Raw genomic sequence first — 18,919 nt, forward strand, 5'->3', positions numbered from 1 at the left:
ATAGGCATGCCGATAGCCGGCGCCGGCCTGGTGAATCTACAAGCACGACTTGAGCGTTGGGCCTATGAGCAGCACGCCGAGGACTAGGGCCCGGCATCTGACGCTGGTAGCGGCCGCGTCGTCACGTCTTCGAGTCCTGGTGGTCGGAGCCGGCGTAGGCGGGATCTCGATCGCCCGCGGACTGTTGCGCGACGGCCATGATGTCACCGTCTTCGAGCAGCGGCCGGATATCACCGCAGGAGGCGGCGCCGTGACCATCTGGTCCAACGGCGCGGCAGTTCTGGGTCAGTTGGGCGTCGACATGTACGGGGCTGGACAACTGCTGTCCACTGTGCGGGTCATGACGGCCACGGGCCGCCGGGTCGCCACCATCGACCTGACCGCGGTGGTGGACCGGCTGGGCGCACCGGTGCGGATGGTCCCACGCACAGTCCTGCTGCAACGACTGCTGGACGGCTTTCCGGCCGACCGCATCCGGTGCAGCACCCGAGTTGTCGGCGCGGTCGCCACGCCCGACGGAGTGCGGGTCGAGTTCGCAGACGGCAGCTTCGCCGAAGGTGATCTACTGATCGGGGCCGATGGTCTGCACTCGATCGTTCGCGAGATCGTCGGCGCGCCACCGGCGAAGCCGACCGGCTGGTGCAGCTGGCAGGGACTGGTCACCATGGCGGGCCTGGCCGACCAGCACACTGCGCTGATGATGATCGGCGAGCGCGGAAACCTTGGCTTGTGGCCGGCCGGAGGCTCGGATCTGCAGTGGTGGTTCGATTTGCCCTGGTCTTCCGACTTTGTCAGGCCGATACGCCCGCTCGAGATGATCCGGTCCGAATTCACCGGGTGGTCCGAGGCGGTCGACCGGGTCCTGGCGACGTTGACCGACGCGGATCTGGCCCGCTCGCCTTTCCCACATTTTCGGCATCCGATCCCCCGCCCGGGCCGGGGCGCGCTCACGTTGCTCGGCGACGCCGCACATACGATGCCGCCCACCCTTGCGCAGGGGACCAATCAGGCGCTACTCGACACGATGGTGTTGCGCAAGGCGATCTCGGATCTCCGGAACGCAAGCAACGGCGTCGACCGTGACCTGGCGAGCGCGCTGCGCTGGTACGAGAACACCCGGCGACACAAGGTCCAGGCGGTGTCGTGGGTGACCACGCAGCAGGTGTCGCGCAGTGAGTCCATGCTGAAGCCGGCGGGGTTGATCTCGGACCGGTTGCAGACCCGGGCCCTGACGATGTTCCTGCGCGCGGTGAGCCACCACCGGATGTCCGCGCAGATCAGCTCCGAGTTCGCCATCTCGGCGAGCGCCGCCGCCTTGCCGGCGATGCGACGATGACCGTCAAAGTGCCACCGGCCACGCTGGCCCGCGTCGTCGAGCGGATGCGCCACCACCTCTACCGCTTCCATCAACGGCTGATGCCGGCGCCGGCCGCCGTGTTGGAGATGATCATGGCCGCCTGGACGTCGCAGGCGATCACCGCGGTCGCCGAACTCGGTGTCGCCGATGCGCTGGCCGACAGACCGCTGGCGATCGACGAATTGGCGGACCGGGTCGGCGCCGATGCCGATGCGCTGGGCCGGCTGCTGCGGGCGTTGGTCGGCCGGGGCGTCTTCGGTCGTCGCCGCGACGGCCGCTTCCAGCTCAACCACCTGGCCGACACGCTGCGTTCGGACGCGCCGGTGTCGATGGCTGCCGCGGCCCGCTTCTACGGTTCGCGGGAGCAGCGCGAACGCTGGACCCTGCTGGTAGATTCGGTACGAACCGGGCATACCGTGGTCCCGGGGTTGCGCGGCGTCGCGAGCTTCGACTACTTCGCCGATCAGCCCGAGCTCGCCGACCTCTTCAACCAGACGATGACGAGCATCTCGCAATTGACGACGGCGCCGGTGGTGGCCGGCTACGACTTCAGCGCCTATCCCACGATCGTCGACGTCGGTGGCGGGCACGGCCCACTGCTTGCTGCGATCCTGGCGGCAGCGCCGGCGTCGCGGGGCGTCCTGTATGACCTGCCGCGAGTGGTCGCGGGCGCCCCGAATCTGTTGCGCGAGCGCCGCGTCGCCGACCGGGTGCGGATCGCGGAGGGATCGTTTTTCGACAGCGTCCCGGACGGTGGTGACGCCTATGTCCTCAAGAACATCCTGCACGACTGGACCGACGAGAAGGCGGTGCAGATCCTGCGTAACGTTCGGGCGGCGGCCGGCCCCTCGGCCACGGTGTTGGTGATCGAATTGGTCATTCCCCAGCACGACCGCGACTTCCCGGGAAAATGGGCGGACCTGGAGATGCTGCTGAACCTGGGTTCGCGCGAACGCACCGCGGCCGAATACCGCGGCCTGCTCGGCCAAGCCGGATTTCAGATGATGCGTGTGGTGCAGACCGCCTCACCGCTGAGTGTGGTGGAGGCCCGTGCCGCGGGCCCGCATCCACCAACGGTTCGCCTTCAGCAGGGACAGCAGCCGGCCGACCACCCGCCCGGGAGCTCACCGCGCCCCCGTCGCCGGGCGGCTAGCTCTGCTAGCGAGTGAGCTCGGCCACCAGGTCACGGACGGCGGCGGTCAGGCTGCGCTCGTCGACGAGGTCAATGTCGAACAGGCTCCGGCTCGCCGTGGCGACCACGTCCTCCTCGTGCGGCACCGGGCACTCCAGCTGGGGCCGGTAGATGTCGACCACCAGCTGCTGCTGCTCGACGCGGAAGGAGAAGCTGCGGCCGTCACCGACCTCGCCGAACCCGCTCGCGAACGCGCCGGTCCAGATCTCCTCGAGGAAAAATTCCGAACATGCCAGTTGCCAGTCTTCGGCCACAGTCATGGCCGCGACATTACACCTAAGCGAACTTATTGTTACCGGGACATGCCGATTCGGTGCCGGCGGCGTCCTTAGAATCGGGGTTCGCCCCGTATTCACCGATCGCGAAGAGCCGGAAGAGCCGCCTGTGCCCAAGCACCCCGCCCTGCTGTTATCGCTGCTGCTGCTCACGGCATGCTCGTCCAACCCCGTCACCGCGCCGCCGCCGACGATTCCGGCGGCTCAGCCCGCCGTCTCCCCCGCGGTATCGGCGCGCCCGGCCGGCGTGGTGCAGCCGTTGAGCGGCCGGGGCAGCGGCGCGGTGTTCGACGCCGCGACCGGACTGCTGGTGGTGCTGTGTCCCGGCGCCGACGCGCAGGCCCCCGCCACCGTCGAACTGGTCGGCGCGCCCGGGAAGGCTCCCACCGCCCTGACGCTGCCGGGCCCGGCGACCGCGGTGACCGGTGACGGCGCCGGCGTGGCCTACCTGGCCGGCCGCGGCGGCTACTTCACCGTCGACCTGGCCACCCGGCGCATCGACCGAATCACCGTCGACGATGCCGCCGAGGCCGACTTCACCGCGATCGCACGGCGCAGCGACGGCACCATGGTGTTGGGCACCGCCGACGGCGCCGTCCACACTCTCGCCGCCGACGGCACCCGGACAGCCGAACGCGCGAAGATCTTCGCCCGCGTCGACGGGCTCGTCGCTCAGGGCAACACCTCCGTGGTGCTGGACCGCGGCCAGACATCGGTGACCACCATCGGTCCCGACGGCAAGCCGCAGTACGCGCTACGCGCCGGGCAAGGCGCGACGACGCTGGCGGCCGCGCCGCACGGGCCGGTGCTCGCCGCGGACACCCGCGGCGGCCAATTGCTGGTCTACGGCACCGACCCGCTGATACTGCGGCAGGCCTACCCGGTGCCGCAGGCCCCCTACGGGGTGGCCGGCTCCGGGGGGTTCGCCTGGGTGTCGCAGACCGCGACAAACACCGTGGTCGGTTACGATCTGACCACCGGAATCCCCGTGGAGAAGGTTCGATACCCGACCGTGCAGCAACCCGACACCCTGGCCTTCGACGATGCGTCGGACACCTTGTACGTGGTGTCGGGCGCCGGAGCCGGGGTCCAGGTCATCGAGCACGCGGCGAGGCAACGTTGACGGGCGTGCGGCGGGGCCGGTTGCCGGCGGGCTGGGACGCCGACTTGTCCGACGAATACGAGTGGATCCCGCTGCGACTGCCCCCGGAGGTCACCCGGATCGGGGCGTCGACCCGGCTGTCGATCGAGGCCGAATACCGCGGCTGGGAGCTGACCCGGGTGCGCTTGTACACCGACGGAAGCAGGCGGGTGTTGTTGCGCCGCAGGAAATCCCAATTGAACGCTGTCGGCGCAGTCGATCAGCCGGGGTTGTAGGCCGATGGGTCTCTACGGCGCGCTGCGCCGGGTGTTCTTCATGGTGCCGGCCGAACGCATTCACACCGTGGTGTTCGCGGGGCTTCGCGGCGCCACCGCACCGCCGCCGGTACGCCGGGTGCTTGCGCGCCGGCTGGCGCCGCATGACCCGGTGCTGGCCAGCACCGTGTTCGGGGTGCACTTCCCCGGCCCGCTCGGACTGGCTGCCGGCTTCGACAAGGACGGCGTCGGGCTGAAGACCTGGGGCGCGTTGGGTTTCGGGTACGCCGAGGTGGGCACCGTGACCGCCGCCCCGCAGCCGGGCAACCCTGCGCCGCGGCTGTTCCGGCTCCCCGAAGACCGCGCGGTGCTGAACCGGATGGGGTTCAACAACCACGGCGCCGGGGCGCTGGCCGCCCGGCTGGCCCGCGATCACGCCGACGTGCCGATCGGGGTCAACATCGGCAAGACCAAGACCACCCCGGCCGAGGAGGCGGTCGCCGACTACCGCGCCAGCGCCCGCCTGCTCGCGCCGCTGGCCGCCTATCTGGTGGTCAACGTCAGCTCACCCAACACCCCGGGGCTGCGTGATCTGCAGGCCGTCGAAGCGCTGCGGCCCATCCTGGCCGCGGTGCGCGCCGAGAGCACCTGCCCGGTGCTGGTGAAGATCGCGCCGGATCTGGCCGACGACGACCTGGACGCCGTCGCCGACCTCTGCGTGGAGCTGGGCCTGGCCGGCATCGTGGCCACCAACACCACCGTGTCCCGCGACGGGCTGGCCACCCCGGGGGTGGCCGAGATGGGACCGGGCGGGATCTCCGGTCCACCGGTGGCCCGCCGGTCCGTTGAGGTGCTGCGCCGGTTGTACGCCCGGGTCGGTGACCGGCTGGTGCTGATCAGCGTAGGTGGCATCGAGACCGCCGACGACGCCTGGGAGCGCATCACCGCCGGCGCCTCGCTGCTGCAGGGCTACACCGGGTTCATCTACGGCGGGGGCCTGTGGGCCCGCGACATCCACGACGGCCTGGCCCGGCGGTTGCACGAGGGCGGGTTCGCGTCACTCTCCGAAGCCGTCGGGAGCGCCGCCCGCTAGCACCCGAGGCGGAATCCCACGACGCCCCTCCGGCGTGTCGCGTCGTGAGATTCCGAGTCGCGGGGGTCGGCTACTTCTGCTCGTAGGTGCCGACGATCACCGCACGCGCGATGGCCTGCATGAACAGGTTGAACCCCAGATAGGCCGGGCTGGCGTCCTCGGCCAGGTCCAGCTTCTCGACCTTCACCGCGTGCACCGCGATGTAGTAGCGGTGCGGGCCGTGCCCGGCCGGCGGCGCGGCACCCACGTAGCGGCGCAACCCCGCGTCGTTGACCAGGGTCAGCGCATCACCGGGCAGCAGGCTGCCGTCGCCGACGCCCTCGGGCAGCTCGGTGCAGGTGGCCGGCAGATTGGCCACCGCCCAGTGCCAGAACCCGGATGCGGTGGGCGCATCGGGGTCGTAGACGGTGACCGCGAAGCTGCGGGTCTCCTCCGGGAAGCCCGACCAGCTCAGCTGCGGGCTGGCGTCCTCTCCCCCGGCGCCCATGATGCCGCTGACCTGCGCGGTGGCCAGCGGTTGACCATCGGTGACCGACGAGGAGGTCAGCGTGAACGTCGGCAGCTTGGGCAGGGCGGCGTAGGGATCGGGGGCGGCACTCATGGGTGTGGTCCTCTCGTCGGGGTGTTAACAGTGTGTCAGGAAGTGTTCGAGTACCCGGGTACCGAACGTCAGGGCGTCGACCGGAACCCGTTCGTCGACCCCGTGGAACAGCGCGGAGAAGTCCAGATCCGGCGGCAGGCGTAGCGGAGCGAACCCGAAGCATCGAATACCCAACTGCGCGAAGGCTTTTGCGTCCGTTCCCCCGGACAGCATGTAGGGCACGGTGCGTGCGTCGGGATCGCAGGCCAGCAGCGCGGCGTTCATCGCCTCCACCAGGTCACCGTCGAAGGTGGTCTCGACCGGCGGCAGGTTGGTGACCCATTCCCGGGTCACGTCCGGGCCGATCAGTGTGTCGACCTCGGCTTCGAAGGCCGCCTGGCGCCCCGGCAGCACCCGGCAGTCCAGCACCGCCTCCGCCGTCGCCGGGATGACGTTGGCCTTGTAGCCGGCCTGCAGCATGGTCGGGGTGGCGGTGTCACGCAGGGTGGCGTTGACGATCCGGGCGATCGGTCCGAGCTTTTCGATCATGCCTTCCAGGTCCGGCGAGTCGACGTCGATGGCGTGTCCGGTCTCCTCGCTGACCGCGGCCAGGAACTGCGTCACCGCGTCGGTGAGCACCAGCGGGAACCGGTGCCGGCCCAGTCGTGCCACCGCCTCGGCCACGGTGGTGACGGCGTTGTCGTCGTTGACCATCGAGCCGTGCCCGGCGCGGCCGGTGGCCCGCAGCCGCATCCAGCACAGCCCCTTCTCCGCGGTCTCGATCAGATACAGCCGGCGCTCGCCACCGTCGCGGCGCGGGACGGTCAGCGAGAAACCACCGACCTCACCGATCGCTTCGGTGACGCCGGAGAACAGGTCCGGCCGGTTCTGCACCAGCCAGTGCGCCCCGTACTTGCCGCCGGCCTCCTCGTCGGCCAGGAACGCGAACACCAGATCGCGCGGAGGCACGATTCCCGCGCGGGCCAACTTCCTGGCCACCGCGATCATCATGCCGACCATGTCCTTCATGTCGACCGCGCCGCGGCCCCACACGTAGCCATCGGTGACCGCCCCGGAGAACGGGTGCACGCTCCACTCGCTGGCCTCGGCGGGCACCACGTCGAGGTGGCCGTGGATCAGCAGGGCCCCGCGGGCCGGGTCGCTGCCTGGAAGGCGGGCGAAGACGTTGCCGCGGCCCGGTGCGCCGGACTCGACGTACTCGGTCTGATAGCCGGCCTCCTGCAGCTGGGCGGCCACCCAGCGGGCGCACTCGGCTTCGCCCTTGGTGGTGGCCGGCTCACCGGTGTTGGAGGTGTCGAACCGGATGAGCGTGCTGACGAGATCAACGACTTCGTCGGCAGGATCGGGGCAAACCGTCACAGTTACCTTTCCTACCACTTCGCCGCGGCCCGCCTTGGGATGGCGCCACGTGGGCTGGGTTGGGTCTGGCGAGCGGCATCCGTTAGCCTTAGCTGCCCGGGCTGAACCGGGTTGGTCCGAGTGGCGGAATGGCAGACGCGCTAGCTTGAGGTGCTAGTGCCCTATTAATGGGCGTGGGGGTTCAAGTCCCCCCTCGGACACATCCGGCGACACGACTTAAGTCGGCCGTCGCCTTGACCTGACGCAGGTAGGGATCGTAGTCAAGACGCAAGCCCAGGCTCGCGTATACCTGAGCGCGTTCGGTCCCGGTTGCTTCACCTAGCACCGCTGCCAGCCCGCCCAATTCCTGCACCAACTCGGTGACCTGTGCGGCAGACATGGCGCGGGGTCGCTCGACTCGTTCCAGGCGGGCCTTCAGTTCGTCCCGCTCGGCGGTACGGCGACGCAACGCATCGGTGAGATCTTCGACGGCCACACCGGACTCCACCGCGGCTATCAAAGCGGCGACCTTGCTGTTCGCTTCGCTGAGCTGGCGCAGCAAGGCGACGTTGCCGGCTTCCGGGGCCACTTCCTGACCGCGGGCCAGGTCTTCTGGATCGGCCAGGCTGGCGATCCATTCGTCGAGTCGAGGTGTCACCGCGTCCTCACGCAGGTAGACCGTGCGCGGGTGATCCGTCAGGTCTACAGGTACAGAACGCGACTTACCCAGCTCACACCGGTACAGGATGCGTGTTGCTTGCTTCCCGCAGCGAGCGGCGCCCTGCATCCGCCGTCCACAGACGGCGCAGAACAGGATTCCGCGAAGTGCGTACGGCACCGTCGATTCTCTGCTGCACACCAGACCGGGACCCCGCCGAGTCTGGGTGCGAAGACGAACAACCTGCGCCAGTTCGTCAGAGATCAGCGCTTCGTGCGTGCGACGGTCCGGTACAACCCAGGTCGCCTGATCGCGCCACCGCATCCGCGTCTCATACCCCGCCGCGACATCGTCGGGCTTGACCAGTACTTCGTATTTCTCCTGCTTGCCCCACACGCGCACACCGAGATATGTCGGGTTGTCAAGGATGGCCCGTATCGCCGAATGCGACCACCCTCGCGGGTCACGATGACGATTGCGTTCCGGGTCGTACTGGCTCGGTGACGGCACACCATCGTCGGTGAGCCGTTGGGCGATGTAGCGCAGGCCCGCTCCGTCGGCGTACATGCGGTAGATCCGCTCGACGACCGACGATGTCGCGGGGTCCGGTTCGAGACGGTGAAGCCGCTGCCCAAGACTTGCCTTGGCAGGGTTCGGGTGCGGGCCGGCGTCGACGAGCCGGTAACCGTACGGCGGTCGGCCACCGAGATATCTGGTGGTGTCCTGCGCCAGTGCCGACATCGCGGTGCGGACGCGCATCTGGATTCGAGCGCGCTCGCCTTTGCTCATGCCGCCGAACAGCGTCATCACTAGGTCGTGTGCCTCGGAGCCGGGATCGACCGCGCCACCGACTTCTGGCACCCACAGGCCGACTCCGTAGTGCGTGAGCACCGGGAAAGTCAGCGCGAACTGCGGACCGTAGAACGCGCGGGCGGGTTCCCCGATCACGACCGCATCGAAACTACGGTCACGAGCGGCAACATCGACAAGCAGCCGTGATGCCTCTGGCCTACGCTTCCACGGCAGCGAGCGGCTCTGTCCTACATCGAAGTAGTCAGTGACAAGGACTCCGCCGTGCGGGGAGATCAAATCCAGGGCACGGCGCTTCTGCCAGCCGCGACTCGCCTCCGGATCTTGAGCATCCTCCGTGCTCACTCGGCCGTAGAAGGCGAACCTCAGGCTCACGCGACTCCCCTGTCTGATCCGAGCATCCGGTCCCGCACCGCCATTATGACGCGTACCAGCGCGCGGTTGGCCTCATGCGGGAGGCGATAGCTCTCTGGTACGACAATTTCAACACCTCCCTCTGACATCGTCGGCGCATCGCTGCGACCGCCGCACTCGGAGCGAGGCTGTGCTGTTTGGGAACCGTCAGCCATCATGTCCCCCTGGCGGATCTCCATGCTGGTCGCGGACTTGACGACGGGCTTCCACCAGTCCGATGCGCCGGGTGTGGATACGTTGGAGGGCCGCGGAGTAGACGAGGGTGCGCTCCCCCGCGCTGGTGTGTCCGGCGTGGTCGAACTTCCAGAGCACCTCGTCAGCATCGACGTCGGCTGGCACCTCGGTTACCGGTGCATTCCGCCCGTTTGGTCGCGTATCTCTCTGGTGTTCAACGTGTTTGGCGTACTGTTTTCGCGTCCAGGTCGCACGCGCGGCGCGCAGAGCTCCCATTGTGGTCGAGTAATGCCGCGATTTAGTGGTGATATGTCCGCGATAGCCCAGCGTGTGCAGCCATCGCCCGATTCCGGTCATCGGCTCAACACGTTCGGCGAGTTCGGCGATGGTGGTCAAGATCGCCCGGACGTGTTCGGTGACGTCGAGGGTGGCGATCGCTTCCGTCGAGAGTCGCCGGGCGGTGATGCCGAAGTCCTGCAGGGATTTGGTGACGTATTTGGCGAGGTATGCCGCGACGCGGCGCGGCGACAAGCGAGCTGTCGGCCCGGTACCGACCGGTTCTCCCATTGCTTCGCCCCTGAGCGGTTGGGCGTCGATCTGCGTGCCGAACCGCAGTTCGCGTACGTCGCCATCGAGGGCGAGAACGTCAACGCGGACCTGGCGCGCAGCACTTTGAATCAGCGCGGCCAGCTCGCCGGCGGTGATCGGCGGTACCCAGCCGCGGTACCTAGCATCCGGACGGGACTCCCCACCGCCACAGGTGGCGGCGGGGCCGTAATGGTTCTGGTCACTCTGGGTGGTGAGTGCTGACGGCGGGTCGAGGCGGATCAGGGCGTGGATGTGCGGGACGGCGCGGGCTTGCAGTTCGACGACCTTGACGAAACTCACCCGTACCGAACCCCGGTCCATCCCACGTGCTCGCAACTGTGCTGCTACGGCGCGCCGCAATGCGATGGTGAAACGCCGCCACAGCTCGGGCAGATGCCAGGTGAACAGAACATGCCCGAAGTAGTCGTAGCACTGGCCGCATAAGGGCTGTCCCACTATTGGATTGCCGACGGAATGGGTTATGGTGCACTGCAACGGATTCCCATGACTACAGCGTCGGCCTGGACTCGTCGATGTGGGATAGCAACGCGCGCCGGTGGCGTTGTGCACCGTGCCGTAGCTGGGTGCGGTCAAGGTGGCGAACACCTGTGGGCGAGCAGCGACCTCGGCGGGCATGTTGTGGTGGCCGCCGGCGGCACCGGCGTGCACCAACTGCCAGGTGTCACGGGCGTACAGGTCCGAGCATGACGGGCAGACCATTGCGCGGCGATTGTTGCAGCGCGTCCACACCACCTGCCGGCGCCCAATAGAGCCAGCGCCGACCAGCTGGATCGGGTGAGCACAGAATCCCACCGATTCCACCCGCCGCCACCACGTCTCGAAACCTGGAGAGGATGCGCGCCGAACCATCTGGGTGATCACCGCATCCGCATCGACGGTGGCCGGCACGCCCGGTAGTGCGAACGCCCGCTGCGCGCCAGTGACGCCGAGGGTGTTCACCGGTTGCCCTGGTCGCCGGGGCGCGGTGCCCGAAAGGTGCGGGCCAACGCGGTGATGTCGCGGTCGGTGACGTGGAAGGCCCGGACCCGTACCGGTTCGGTGGTGCCGTCGATCATCACGTAGCCGATCCCGGGGGTGGCATCAGGGATGAGGTCGCATTCGGCGCCGGCATCGCGGGCGCCTTGGCCGAGCACCATCGTGGTCTGGGTGGCTTCGGTCATGCGCAACCCGATGCGCACGGTGAACAACTGCCGCACCGGCAGGGTGTCTTTGGCCGGGTCTTGCACCGCGGCCACCACCGAAATCCCGACCGCCCGTCCTTGGGATAACAGCAGGCCGAGCAGTTGTTCGATCTCGGCACGCAGTTTCCGGTCGATGACATAGGCGGTCAGTGCGGCGATCTCGTCGATGATCACCACATACAGGGGCTCCGCGACGGTGGGAGTGTGCAGGCGGGTGTGTCCGCGCAGCCGGGTGGCGCGTGCCTGCATGACCTCCACCAGCTCGCGCAGCAACTCCACGGTGGGTGCACCGGTGTCGTAGCAGAACCGGGTGAACAGCGCTGCCCCGGCGCCGAGTTCCATGCCGCCTTTGGGGTCGATCACCCACAGCCGCACCCGCCCGGTTTTCACCTGGGGTGCCAGCCCGGCGATCAGCGACCACAGCACCGAGCCCTTGCCGGCTCCGGTGGCCCCGGCGACCAGAATGTGCTGGCCCAACACCGGCAGCGTCCACCAGCGCCGTGATTCGGTGACCCCGACCCGCACCGCGCCCAGATCAACCGCCGACCCTGGGGTTGGCATGGGTACCGCGATCGGCTGGCCGAGCACATCGCCGCGGCCGATGATGATCCGCAGCTGCCCCGGCGCCGTGGCGCGGATCGTCAACCGCTCCGCTTGCCATGTGGCCGCCAATGCCGGAGCGCGTTTCTGCCAGTCTGCAATCGACTGTCCGGTCACCACCTTCACGATCAGCACGTCGGCGTGGCGGCCGATCCGCACTGACTCCACGGCAGGCACCAACGTGCGCTCACCCAGTTTCGCGGTCAGTCCGTGCAGGGCACACACCGATTCCCAGTTGCGGTGATAGCGCCACCACGCCCAGAAGCGCTGCCGCACCGGGTTGGTCACCCACCGGCTAAACGATGACGGCTCCAGGACCGACCAGCCGATATATGCCGCGATCTCCACGGCGGCGGTCAACACGCCGGCGCGGGCGCCGTGGCTGACGGCGACCCACAGCGCCACCGTGGCCGGGACGCTCAGGACGGGAAACAGGGCCGCCCACCACAGCAACTGCCCAGCGGCTTTGACTGCCGCCACGATCAGCTCACCGATCCAGTCATCATCGGATGATTGATCGTTGTTGTGACTCTTACGGTTTGGGGGGCTCGACATGACGGTCTTCCTTCACTGACAGTGGAAAGAGGGGTGGGGGTGCCAGCCCGGCAGCCCCTACACGGTCGTCTGCGCGGCTGCCGGGCTGGCCTCCGGTTAGCGGGCCTGCTGGCCCGTCTTGACGGCCGCCGCGGCGGCGTCGGTGGCGGTGATAGATTCGGCGCGATACGCGATACCCGAGCGGCCGTCTTGCGACCACGGCAACGCCACCAGACCCGCTACCGCCACCGGCTGGCCGACGATCACTTTCGGCTCACCGACCACGGTGACCGCCAGCACTTCGCCGCCGGTGGCGTCCAGGGCGATCAACTGCACCTGCCACAACGCCTGCCCGGTGGCCTTGTCCACGCGCGGTGCCCCGGTGTCGAAATTGGTGCGCTGCTCCGGAACCCGAGTGCACAAGAACGTCACCCCGGTCGTGTCGATACGTAACTTCATGGATTGCTGTCCTTCCTTGCCTTCCTTGCGGTGTTGGCGCGGTCTGTTCGGCCGCGACTCAAGGACAGCGCGATCGCGGATGCGCCAGGAAGTGACAGGCAGTGATACCGGTGATGAGCGCAAACGCGCACACGTAGCTGACCTGCGCTGATGTTTGCGGCATGATCGAAGTCATGGCCGCCGCCGACCCGATCCGCGCACTGAATGCGCAGCGGCTCAGCCAGGCCCGCAAACGCTACGGCTACAGCCTGCGTGAGTTGGCGATCGAGGTCGAAAACGTCCGCAAGCTACGCGGCGATGCCGACCTGCCCACCCAGGAGTCCCTGCGACAGAAAATCGCCCAGATCGAGCGGACCGGAATGCTCGGCCCGCTATGGCGCGAAGACCTCGCCGCGGTGTTCGGCGTCGAACCCGACGAGATGTTCAGCGTGCCCATCGCCACCGAACTGCCCCACCCGCTGCTGCTGCAATTACCCGTCGACCGCGACGTACTGTCTGTCATCGCCGCCCAGCAACACGCCCACATCCAAGCTGAGCACACCTTCGGCCCTCAGCACGCCCGCCCGCTGGTCGAATCCGATCTGGTCACCATCGAATCCCTGATCGTCCACGCGCCCTCGCACGTCAAGGCAGAAATGCGGCGTGCCGCCGGGGCCATTGCCGAGGTCGCCGGATGGATCGCCCAAGATGTCGGAGACCACGCCGCCGCAGAAAAGCTCACCCACACCGCCGCCTTGCACCTGCGTACGGCCGGCCCGGCATTCAACGCCATGATCCTGATGCGCCAATCCAACATTCTCACCCGCAGCAACCCCGACCTGGCCGCCGCCTTGGCCGCCGATGCCGCCGAACTCATCGACGGCCACGACGTGGGGCGTCTGGCCGCCAGCATCGCCCGTCAACAGGCCCTCGCGGAGCTGGCCAATCACAACCAGCGGGCCTTTCACCGCCACGCCGCCGCAGCACTCGACCTCGGTGACCTGCAACCCCACCCACATGATCATGCGATCTACGCCCACGGTGCCTACGTCGCCAGCGAGATCGCCTCCGGCTACCTGCGCATCGGCGACCCCGACAAAGCAGTAGCGCTGCTCGCCGGGCACCATCACGCCTGGACATCACAACAGCACCGCGATCAGACCGTGGCCGACATGCGACTCCTACACGCCTACATCGCCACCAGCGAATACCAGCAAGCACTGGCACTGACCGCCACAGCAATCCCCGGCTACCTGTCCGCCCCCTCGCAAAGGGCCAGACTCCATCTCGCGCGGGCAGGCACAATCGTGCGGGACCGCCGACGGCGCAACAAAGACCCGATCCTGCAACAACTCGCCGGTCGCATCAAAAACGCCACCCAAGGAGTCACGCCATGAGCCGTCGAGTCATCCCCGACACCACCACCACCGACCCCGCGGCCACCCACACCGTCGCGGTGCTGCCGGTCGGCTCATTCGAGCAACACGGCCCCTACCTGCCGCTGGGCACCGACACCCTCATCGCCAGCGCCATCGCAGCATCAATCAGTCAGCACCACAACATATTTCACCTACCACCGGTCACGTTCGGCTGCTCCCACGAACACACCGCCTACCCCGGCACGATCAGCATCAGCGCCACCACCCTGGCCGCGATCGTCGCTGACATCATCGAATCATTGGCACGCCAGAACATCGCCGGGCTGATCGTCGTCAACGGCCACGGCGGCAACGCCGTACTGACCAACGTCGTCCAACAAACCAACCACCCCAAGAACCCCGTCAAGGTTGGGCTCTACCCCAGCCGCGAAGACTGGACCGAGGCCCGCGCCGCCGCAGGAATCCACAGCAGCAACCACGACGACATGCACGCCGGCGAACTGGAAACCTCCATCCTGCTCGCCAGCTACCCCGACTACCTGCGCGACGGATGGCAGACCAGCGACCACACCGCCAATGACCGCCGCTACCTCACCACCGTCGGCATCCACGCCTACACCCCGACCGGCGTCATCGGCTCACCATCCCAGGCCACCGCCGCCAAAGGCAGCAATATCCTCGGCCACCTCGGCCGCAACGCCGACACCCTGATCGGGCTCCTCACCACACGCTGAGCAGAACCGACAACTCGGCGGCTACCTCCGGGCTGCGCTGCGCTCCCTTCGCTTCCGTCCGCTGGCGCTCCCGTCCGCGCCGGTCGCTCCACTGCGCCCTGCGTCTGCCGCCGAGCACCAGACCACTGCCACCAGCCAGTGAATACACCGGCAACGTACGCACCAGCTGCCACCAGGCCGACGATGCTTGCGCCTCTCACGGCCGCGGCCAGCACCTTCACCGCGATCCCGCATCGGCCCACCCGTCCGCACGTTGCCGAAAACAGCCCTCGACCTCGCACGTGAGAACTTTCTTTACTGGTATCGAGCAAGATGCCGCCAACCTGTTCTTCCAGCTGGTCTCCAGCCGCTACGAGCACGCCTCACTCATCTTGACGTCGAACTTGCCATTCTCCCGCTGGGGAGACGTCTTCGGCGATCAGGTCGTCGCGGCCGCCATGATCGACCGCATCGTCCACCACGCCGAAGTCCTGACCCTCAAAGGCAACAGCTACCGGCTCAAGGACACCGGAATCGACACCCTGCCCTCCGCCCGAGCCGACAACACGGCACAATAATCATGACCACGTGGCCTACTTTTCAACCGTCGCCACCGGCCTGGAATTGGACCGTCGTCAACAAACGTGCCGCGCCCGGGTGGTGTGTCGGCGCCATCGATAAGACCAAGGAGCCAAGACAGCATGCCAACCGCATCACATGATGCCATCGTCCGGCAACTCCATTGGTAGTCAGCTCCTTATCCCTTTGGGTGACGCCTCGTAGGCGTGAAAATGGTGTCGGGTCGCCTGTCGACGCCGTCGCTTCCTTGGGCTGTGGAGCCCGTTAGTCAGCTTGGTGCCGGGGCCCGACCTGGAAGGGTCACGTACTGTTGCTTCGAGCACGCCGGTCAGAATTTCGGTTCCCTTGACCGAGGCCCCCGGGCGGCCCACCTGATGGATTGGTTCGAATTCGTTTGGAGGGCAAGTGAAGTGAGTCATAGAGGGAAGCGGAAGCCGGTGCCGGTGGATAAGTCTGCACCGGAGGTGATTCCGGATGCCGAGCATGAGCTGGTGATCGAGCGAGTCGCCGCGGTCGATGTCGCCAAGGCGGCGGGCAAGGTGTGCGTGCGACTGCCCGGCAAGTCTGGGCGCCGGTTTAGTCGGGTGTGGGATGTGCCCGCGCGCACCGGCGCCATTACCGAGCTGGGTGAGCAGCTGGTCGAGTCGCGCATCGAGAAGGTCACCGTCGAGTCCACTTCGGATTACTGGCGGATCTGGTACTACCTGCTGGAGGCCGCGGGCCTGTCGGTGCAGCTGGTCAATGCCCGTGATGTGAAGAATGTGCCGGGCCGGCCTAAGACGGACAAACTCGACGCTGTCTGGCTGGCCAAGTTGACCGAGAAGGGCCTGCTGCGGCCGTCGTTCGTGCCTCCGGCCGAGATCCGGCGGCTGCGCGACTACACTCGGCTGCGCGAGGACCTGACCCGCGAACGCAGCCGGTACTGGCAGCGGCTGGAGAAGTTGCTCGAGGATGCGTTGATCAAGGTGTCGGTCGTAGCGTCCCGCCTCGACACGATGTCGACCCGGGACATGATCGAGGCGCTCATCGCCGGGGAACGCGATCCGTGGCGGCTGGCCGAGCTGGCGCGCGGGAAGATGAAGGCCAAGCGTACCGAACTGATCACCGCGCTGGACGGGCGCTTTGACGATCATCACACCGAGCTGGCCCGGCTGCTGCTGAACCAGATCGATGCGCTGAGCGCCCAGATCGACGCCCTTAGCCGCCGGATCGAGGAGCTGATCGCCGAGTTGCCCGAGGCCGCCGCGGTCGACCATGGTGGCGGCGACCACACCGACACCGCCGCACCCGGCGCGGGTGACGGATCCGATGCCGGGCTGCAGCCAACTCGGGGTGCAGCCGGACTCACCGGCGAGACGCCGCCTCGGGTGGATCCCACCATCGAGGCCGAGTGCGCGCGGCTGAGTGTCCTCGAACGCCTCGACGAGATCACCGGCGTCGGCAACCACAACGCGCAAGTGATCATCGCCGAGATCGGGCTGGACATGACCCGTTTCCCCACCCCCGGCCATCTGGTGGCGTGGGCCAAGCTGTGCCCGCGCACCATCCAGTCCGGGCCCGTCACCCGCGGCGGCAAGACCGGCAAGGGCAACCCGTACCTGAAGGGCGCCCTCGGCCAGGCCGCCGCCGCGGCTGCGCGCACCGACACCTTCCTCGGCCAGCGCTACCGCCGCATCGTCAAGCGCCGCGGCAAGCTCAAGGCCCTCGTTGCGGTCGCCCGCTCCATCCTCGTCATCGTCTGGCACCTCCTCGCCGACTCCCTTGCCCGCTTCCATGACCTCGGGCCCGACTACCACGCCCGCCGCATCGACGTCGAACGCCGCATGCGTAACCACATCGCCCAACTCACCGCCCTCGGCTACCGGGTCACCCTCGAACCCGCCGCCTGAACCCCCAACCACACACCGCCACAACACAGTCCGGCTCCGCAAGCTCCGCCGGAGGCTGTCGCGCGTCTGGTCACGTTGGGTCATTTACCGGTCAGGGGCGCGGTGCCCGCAGTGCGGGTCCGTTTCCCCATCCCCCTTTCAATCCGTGCGTGCGGTTTTCCCGCACACGGCTTACCGATGATCTTCTTGACATGGTTACGCAGCCTTCGGGTAACGGATGGTGCCGCGGAGTCGGTAGAGGCCGTGCCCGTTAAACCACTCCTCGGTCCACTGATCGGCCTGACCAGCACGCAGGTTGCGGCCCCGCTTCTTGACCATCAAGCGAAACAGCCGCCACCGCACGTAGCTGTCGATCTGGCGGAACTTGTTGGCGGCGTTACCGGTACGAAAGTAGTTACCCCAACCACGCAGAATCGGATTCAAATCCGCAATCACGTCGCGGATATCCAGCCCGACCCGACTGCGGCCAGTACGATCCCGAACCTTGGCCCGCAGCCGGGCCATGGCCGTCTTACTGGGCCAGCGGTGCAGGTAGTAGCGCACAATGCGGCGCTGTTCCCATAACCGCCCCGACATGCGCGTCCGGAAATGACAGCCCAGAAAATCCAGGCCCTCACGCCCCTCACGCAGGTCGACCACCTTCGTCTTATCCGGATGCAGCCGCAACCCCAACGACGCCAGAATTTCTCCCACCGCCGTCAAGGCCTGCTCGGCTTGTGCCGCATTGCGGCACAACACCACACCATCATCGGCGTAGCGCACCAACTCGCCCACCTCACGGGCAGACAACTCGGTCTCAAGCACGTGCAAGAAGATGTTGGCCAACAACGGCGAGATCACCCCGCCCTGCGGCGTGCCCGCGACCGTCCGCTCGACCACACCCTCGACCAGCACTCCTGCTTGCAGCCACTGACGCAGCAGTTTGAGCACCCGCCGATCCGAAACCCGACGACTCACCTGCGCAAGTAGCCGGTCGTGGTCGATCTCGCCGAAGAAATTGGCGATATCAAACTCGACCACGAACTGGTAACCCTCGATGAACCCGGTCCGCAAGCGTTCCTTGGCCATCGTCGCCGACCGCTTCGGCCGAAACCCATACGAGCACGACAGAAAATCCGCCTCGAAAATCGGTTCCAGCACCAGCTTGGCCGCCGCCTGGGCCACTCGGTCTCGCACCGTGGGTATCCCCAACGGCCGCCTACCACCTTGTGGTTTCGGGATCTCCACCCGGCGCGCCGGCGCCGGGCGATATACCCCTGCGCGAAGGTCACAGCGCAACTCACGCAACATGCGGTCCACGCCATAATCCTCCACCGCGACCAGGGTGATCCGATCCACCCCGGCCGCGCCCTTGTTCGTCCGCACCCGCTCCCACGCCTCCCACAAGACGTCACCCCTGTAGACACGGTCATACAGGGCGTGGAAACGCCGACCCTCAGACTGCTTGGCCGCAGCCCATAGCGCCCGTTGCAGTTGTCGCACTTTCCCCGGCGAGGCACTCAACGGCTCCTCGACGGCTACAGCAGACTGCGGTCTGCTGGGGTAGTTGGACCGGGCTGACCCGGTCATGCCCTTGCGCTTACCCGCTTCGCGCGCGTGATCAAAGCAGGGGCCCTTCCCTCCCGACGTGTCTCTCACGCCGATCAGCGGTACTACGACCCCCTCGGACTCCCGCTGCCCTCCAAGGGACTTCACCATCGGCTTATACCCCTGGTCTTTGCCCGACGCA

General features: G+C 67.4%; 16 protein-coding genes, 1 tRNA gene and 1 pseudogene. 10 read left to right on the plus strand and 8 right to left on the minus strand.

Annotated elements, in window-relative coordinates:
• The first annotated feature begins 64 nt into the window (after positions 1 to 64).
• Positions 65 to 1,336: an FAD-dependent oxidoreductase gene (locus AC5Y4Q_RS19675; RefSeq protein ID WP_499960061.1), complete on the plus strand. Its 1,272-nt coding sequence runs from the start codon at positions 65 to 67 to the stop codon at positions 1,334 to 1,336.
• On the plus strand, positions 1,333 to 2,526 hold the full coding sequence (locus AC5Y4Q_RS19680; protein ID WP_499960062.1) for a methyltransferase: 1,194 nt from the start codon (positions 1,333 to 1,335) through the stop codon (positions 2,524 to 2,526). Before AC5Y4Q_RS19675 ends, AC5Y4Q_RS19680 begins: the two co-directional genes overlap by 4 nt.
• Here AC5Y4Q_RS19680 and AC5Y4Q_RS19685 read toward each other — a convergent pair.
• Entirely contained in the window at positions 2,516 to 2,809 is a 294-nt protein-coding gene (locus AC5Y4Q_RS19685) for a hypothetical protein (RefSeq protein ID WP_064922391.1), read from the minus strand. The two genes, AC5Y4Q_RS19680 and AC5Y4Q_RS19685, sit on opposite strands and share 11 nt — an antisense overlap.
• 124 nt (positions 2,810 to 2,933) lie before the next feature.
• Between AC5Y4Q_RS19685 and AC5Y4Q_RS19690 the strand changes: the two genes are divergently transcribed.
• The 3 genes from AC5Y4Q_RS19690 to AC5Y4Q_RS19700 are packed head-to-tail and all read left to right on the plus strand — an operon-like array spanning position 2,934 to position 5,273.
• The gene (locus tag AC5Y4Q_RS19690; RefSeq protein ID WP_499960063.1) at positions 2,934 to 3,947 is read left to right on the plus strand and encodes a YncE family protein; all 1,014 of its coding nucleotides are present in this window, start codon (positions 2,934 to 2,936) and stop codon (positions 3,945 to 3,947) included.
• On the plus strand, positions 3,944 to 4,201 hold the full coding sequence (locus AC5Y4Q_RS19695; protein ID WP_064922390.1) for a DUF5703 family protein: 258 nt from the start codon (positions 3,944 to 3,946) through the stop codon (positions 4,199 to 4,201). The genes AC5Y4Q_RS19690 and AC5Y4Q_RS19695 overlap by 4 nt, the downstream gene beginning before the upstream one ends.
• Positions 4,202 to 4,205: 4 nt before the next feature.
• Positions 4,206 to 5,273, plus strand: coding sequence for a quinone-dependent dihydroorotate dehydrogenase (locus AC5Y4Q_RS19700; protein WP_499960064.1), 1,068 nt, complete (start codon positions 4,206 to 4,208; stop codon positions 5,271 to 5,273).
• Positions 5,274 to 5,343: 70 nt separating this feature from the next.
• Here the strand turns inward: AC5Y4Q_RS19700 and AC5Y4Q_RS19705 are convergent, their stop codons facing one another.
• Together AC5Y4Q_RS19705 and AC5Y4Q_RS19710 are read right to left on the minus strand one after the other, a co-directional pair.
• Positions 5,344 to 5,874, minus strand: a complete 531-nt coding sequence (locus AC5Y4Q_RS19705) for a YbhB/YbcL family Raf kinase inhibitor-like protein (RefSeq protein ID WP_499960065.1) — start codon at positions 5,872 to 5,874, stop codon at positions 5,344 to 5,346.
• 24 nt (positions 5,875 to 5,898) lie between these two features.
• A complete protein-coding gene (locus AC5Y4Q_RS19710) occupies positions 5,899 to 7,233 on the minus strand; it encodes a M20/M25/M40 family metallo-hydrolase (protein WP_064922387.1) in 1,335 nt (444 codons plus the stop codon).
• A gap of 114 nt (positions 7,234 to 7,347) precedes the next feature.
• Here AC5Y4Q_RS19710 and AC5Y4Q_RS19715 point away from each other — a divergent pair.
• Positions 7,348 to 7,433 (plus strand) — tRNA-Leu (locus tag AC5Y4Q_RS19715).
• Here AC5Y4Q_RS19715 and AC5Y4Q_RS19720 read toward each other — a convergent pair.
• The 4 genes from AC5Y4Q_RS19720 to AC5Y4Q_RS19735 all read right to left on the minus strand — a co-directional run bounded on the left by AC5Y4Q_RS19720 (position 7,415) and on the right by AC5Y4Q_RS19735 (position 12,651).
• Positions 7,415 to 9,055 (minus strand): recombinase family protein, encoded by a 1,641-nt coding sequence (locus AC5Y4Q_RS19720; protein WP_499960066.1) that lies wholly within the window; start codon positions 9,053 to 9,055, stop codon positions 7,415 to 7,417. The genes AC5Y4Q_RS19715 and AC5Y4Q_RS19720 overlap by 19 nt on opposite strands.
• Positions 9,056 to 9,241: 186 nt before the next feature.
• Entirely contained in the window at positions 9,242 to 10,726 is a 1,485-nt protein-coding gene (locus AC5Y4Q_RS19725; RefSeq protein ID WP_499960086.1) for a replication initiator, read from the minus strand.
• 86 nt (positions 10,727 to 10,812) lie between these two features.
• A complete protein-coding gene (locus AC5Y4Q_RS19730) occupies positions 10,813 to 12,213 on the minus strand; it encodes an FtsK/SpoIIIE domain-containing protein (RefSeq protein WP_499960067.1) in 1,401 nt (466 codons plus the stop codon).
• Between the two features lie 96 nt (positions 12,214 to 12,309).
• Positions 12,310 to 12,651: an SCO3933 family regulatory protein gene (locus tag AC5Y4Q_RS19735; protein WP_499960068.1), complete on the minus strand. Its 342-nt coding sequence runs from the start codon at positions 12,649 to 12,651 to the stop codon at positions 12,310 to 12,312.
• A 173-nt stretch (positions 12,652 to 12,824) separates the two neighbouring features.
• Between AC5Y4Q_RS19735 and AC5Y4Q_RS19740 the strand changes: the two genes are divergently transcribed.
• The 4 genes and pseudogenes from AC5Y4Q_RS19740 (at position 12,825) to AC5Y4Q_RS19755 (ending at position 17,190) form a co-directional block, all read left to right on the plus strand.
• Complete coding sequence (locus tag AC5Y4Q_RS19740) at positions 12,825 to 14,027, plus strand: hypothetical protein (RefSeq protein ID WP_499960069.1); 1,203 nt, start codon at positions 12,825 to 12,827, stop codon at positions 14,025 to 14,027.
• Positions 14,024 to 14,743: a creatininase family protein gene (locus tag AC5Y4Q_RS19745; protein WP_499960070.1), complete on the plus strand. Its 720-nt coding sequence runs from the start codon at positions 14,024 to 14,026 to the stop codon at positions 14,741 to 14,743. The genes AC5Y4Q_RS19740 and AC5Y4Q_RS19745 overlap by 4 nt, the downstream gene beginning before the upstream one ends.
• A 305-nt stretch (positions 14,744 to 15,048) precedes the next feature.
• Positions 15,049 to 15,300, plus strand: a pseudogene (locus tag AC5Y4Q_RS19750) (ATP-binding protein); the annotation flags it as partial.
• A 444-nt stretch (positions 15,301 to 15,744) separates the two neighbouring features.
• Positions 15,745 to 17,190 carry an IS110 family RNA-guided transposase gene (locus AC5Y4Q_RS19755; protein WP_499960071.1) on the plus strand — a complete coding sequence of 482 codons (1,446 nt, stop codon included), beginning with the start codon at positions 15,745 to 15,747 and terminating at the stop codon, positions 17,188 to 17,190.
• A 195-nt stretch (positions 17,191 to 17,385) separates the two neighbouring features.
• Here the strand turns inward: AC5Y4Q_RS19755 and ltrA are convergent, their stop codons facing one another.
• Positions 17,386 to 18,759 carry a group II intron reverse transcriptase/maturase gene (gene ltrA / locus AC5Y4Q_RS19760; RefSeq protein ID WP_499960087.1) on the minus strand — a complete coding sequence of 458 codons (1,374 nt, stop codon included), beginning with the start codon at positions 18,757 to 18,759 and terminating at the stop codon, positions 17,386 to 17,388.
• Positions 18,760 to 18,919 lie beyond the last annotated feature (160 nt).

The organism is Mycobacterium sp. NGS16 (assembly GCF_059813225.1).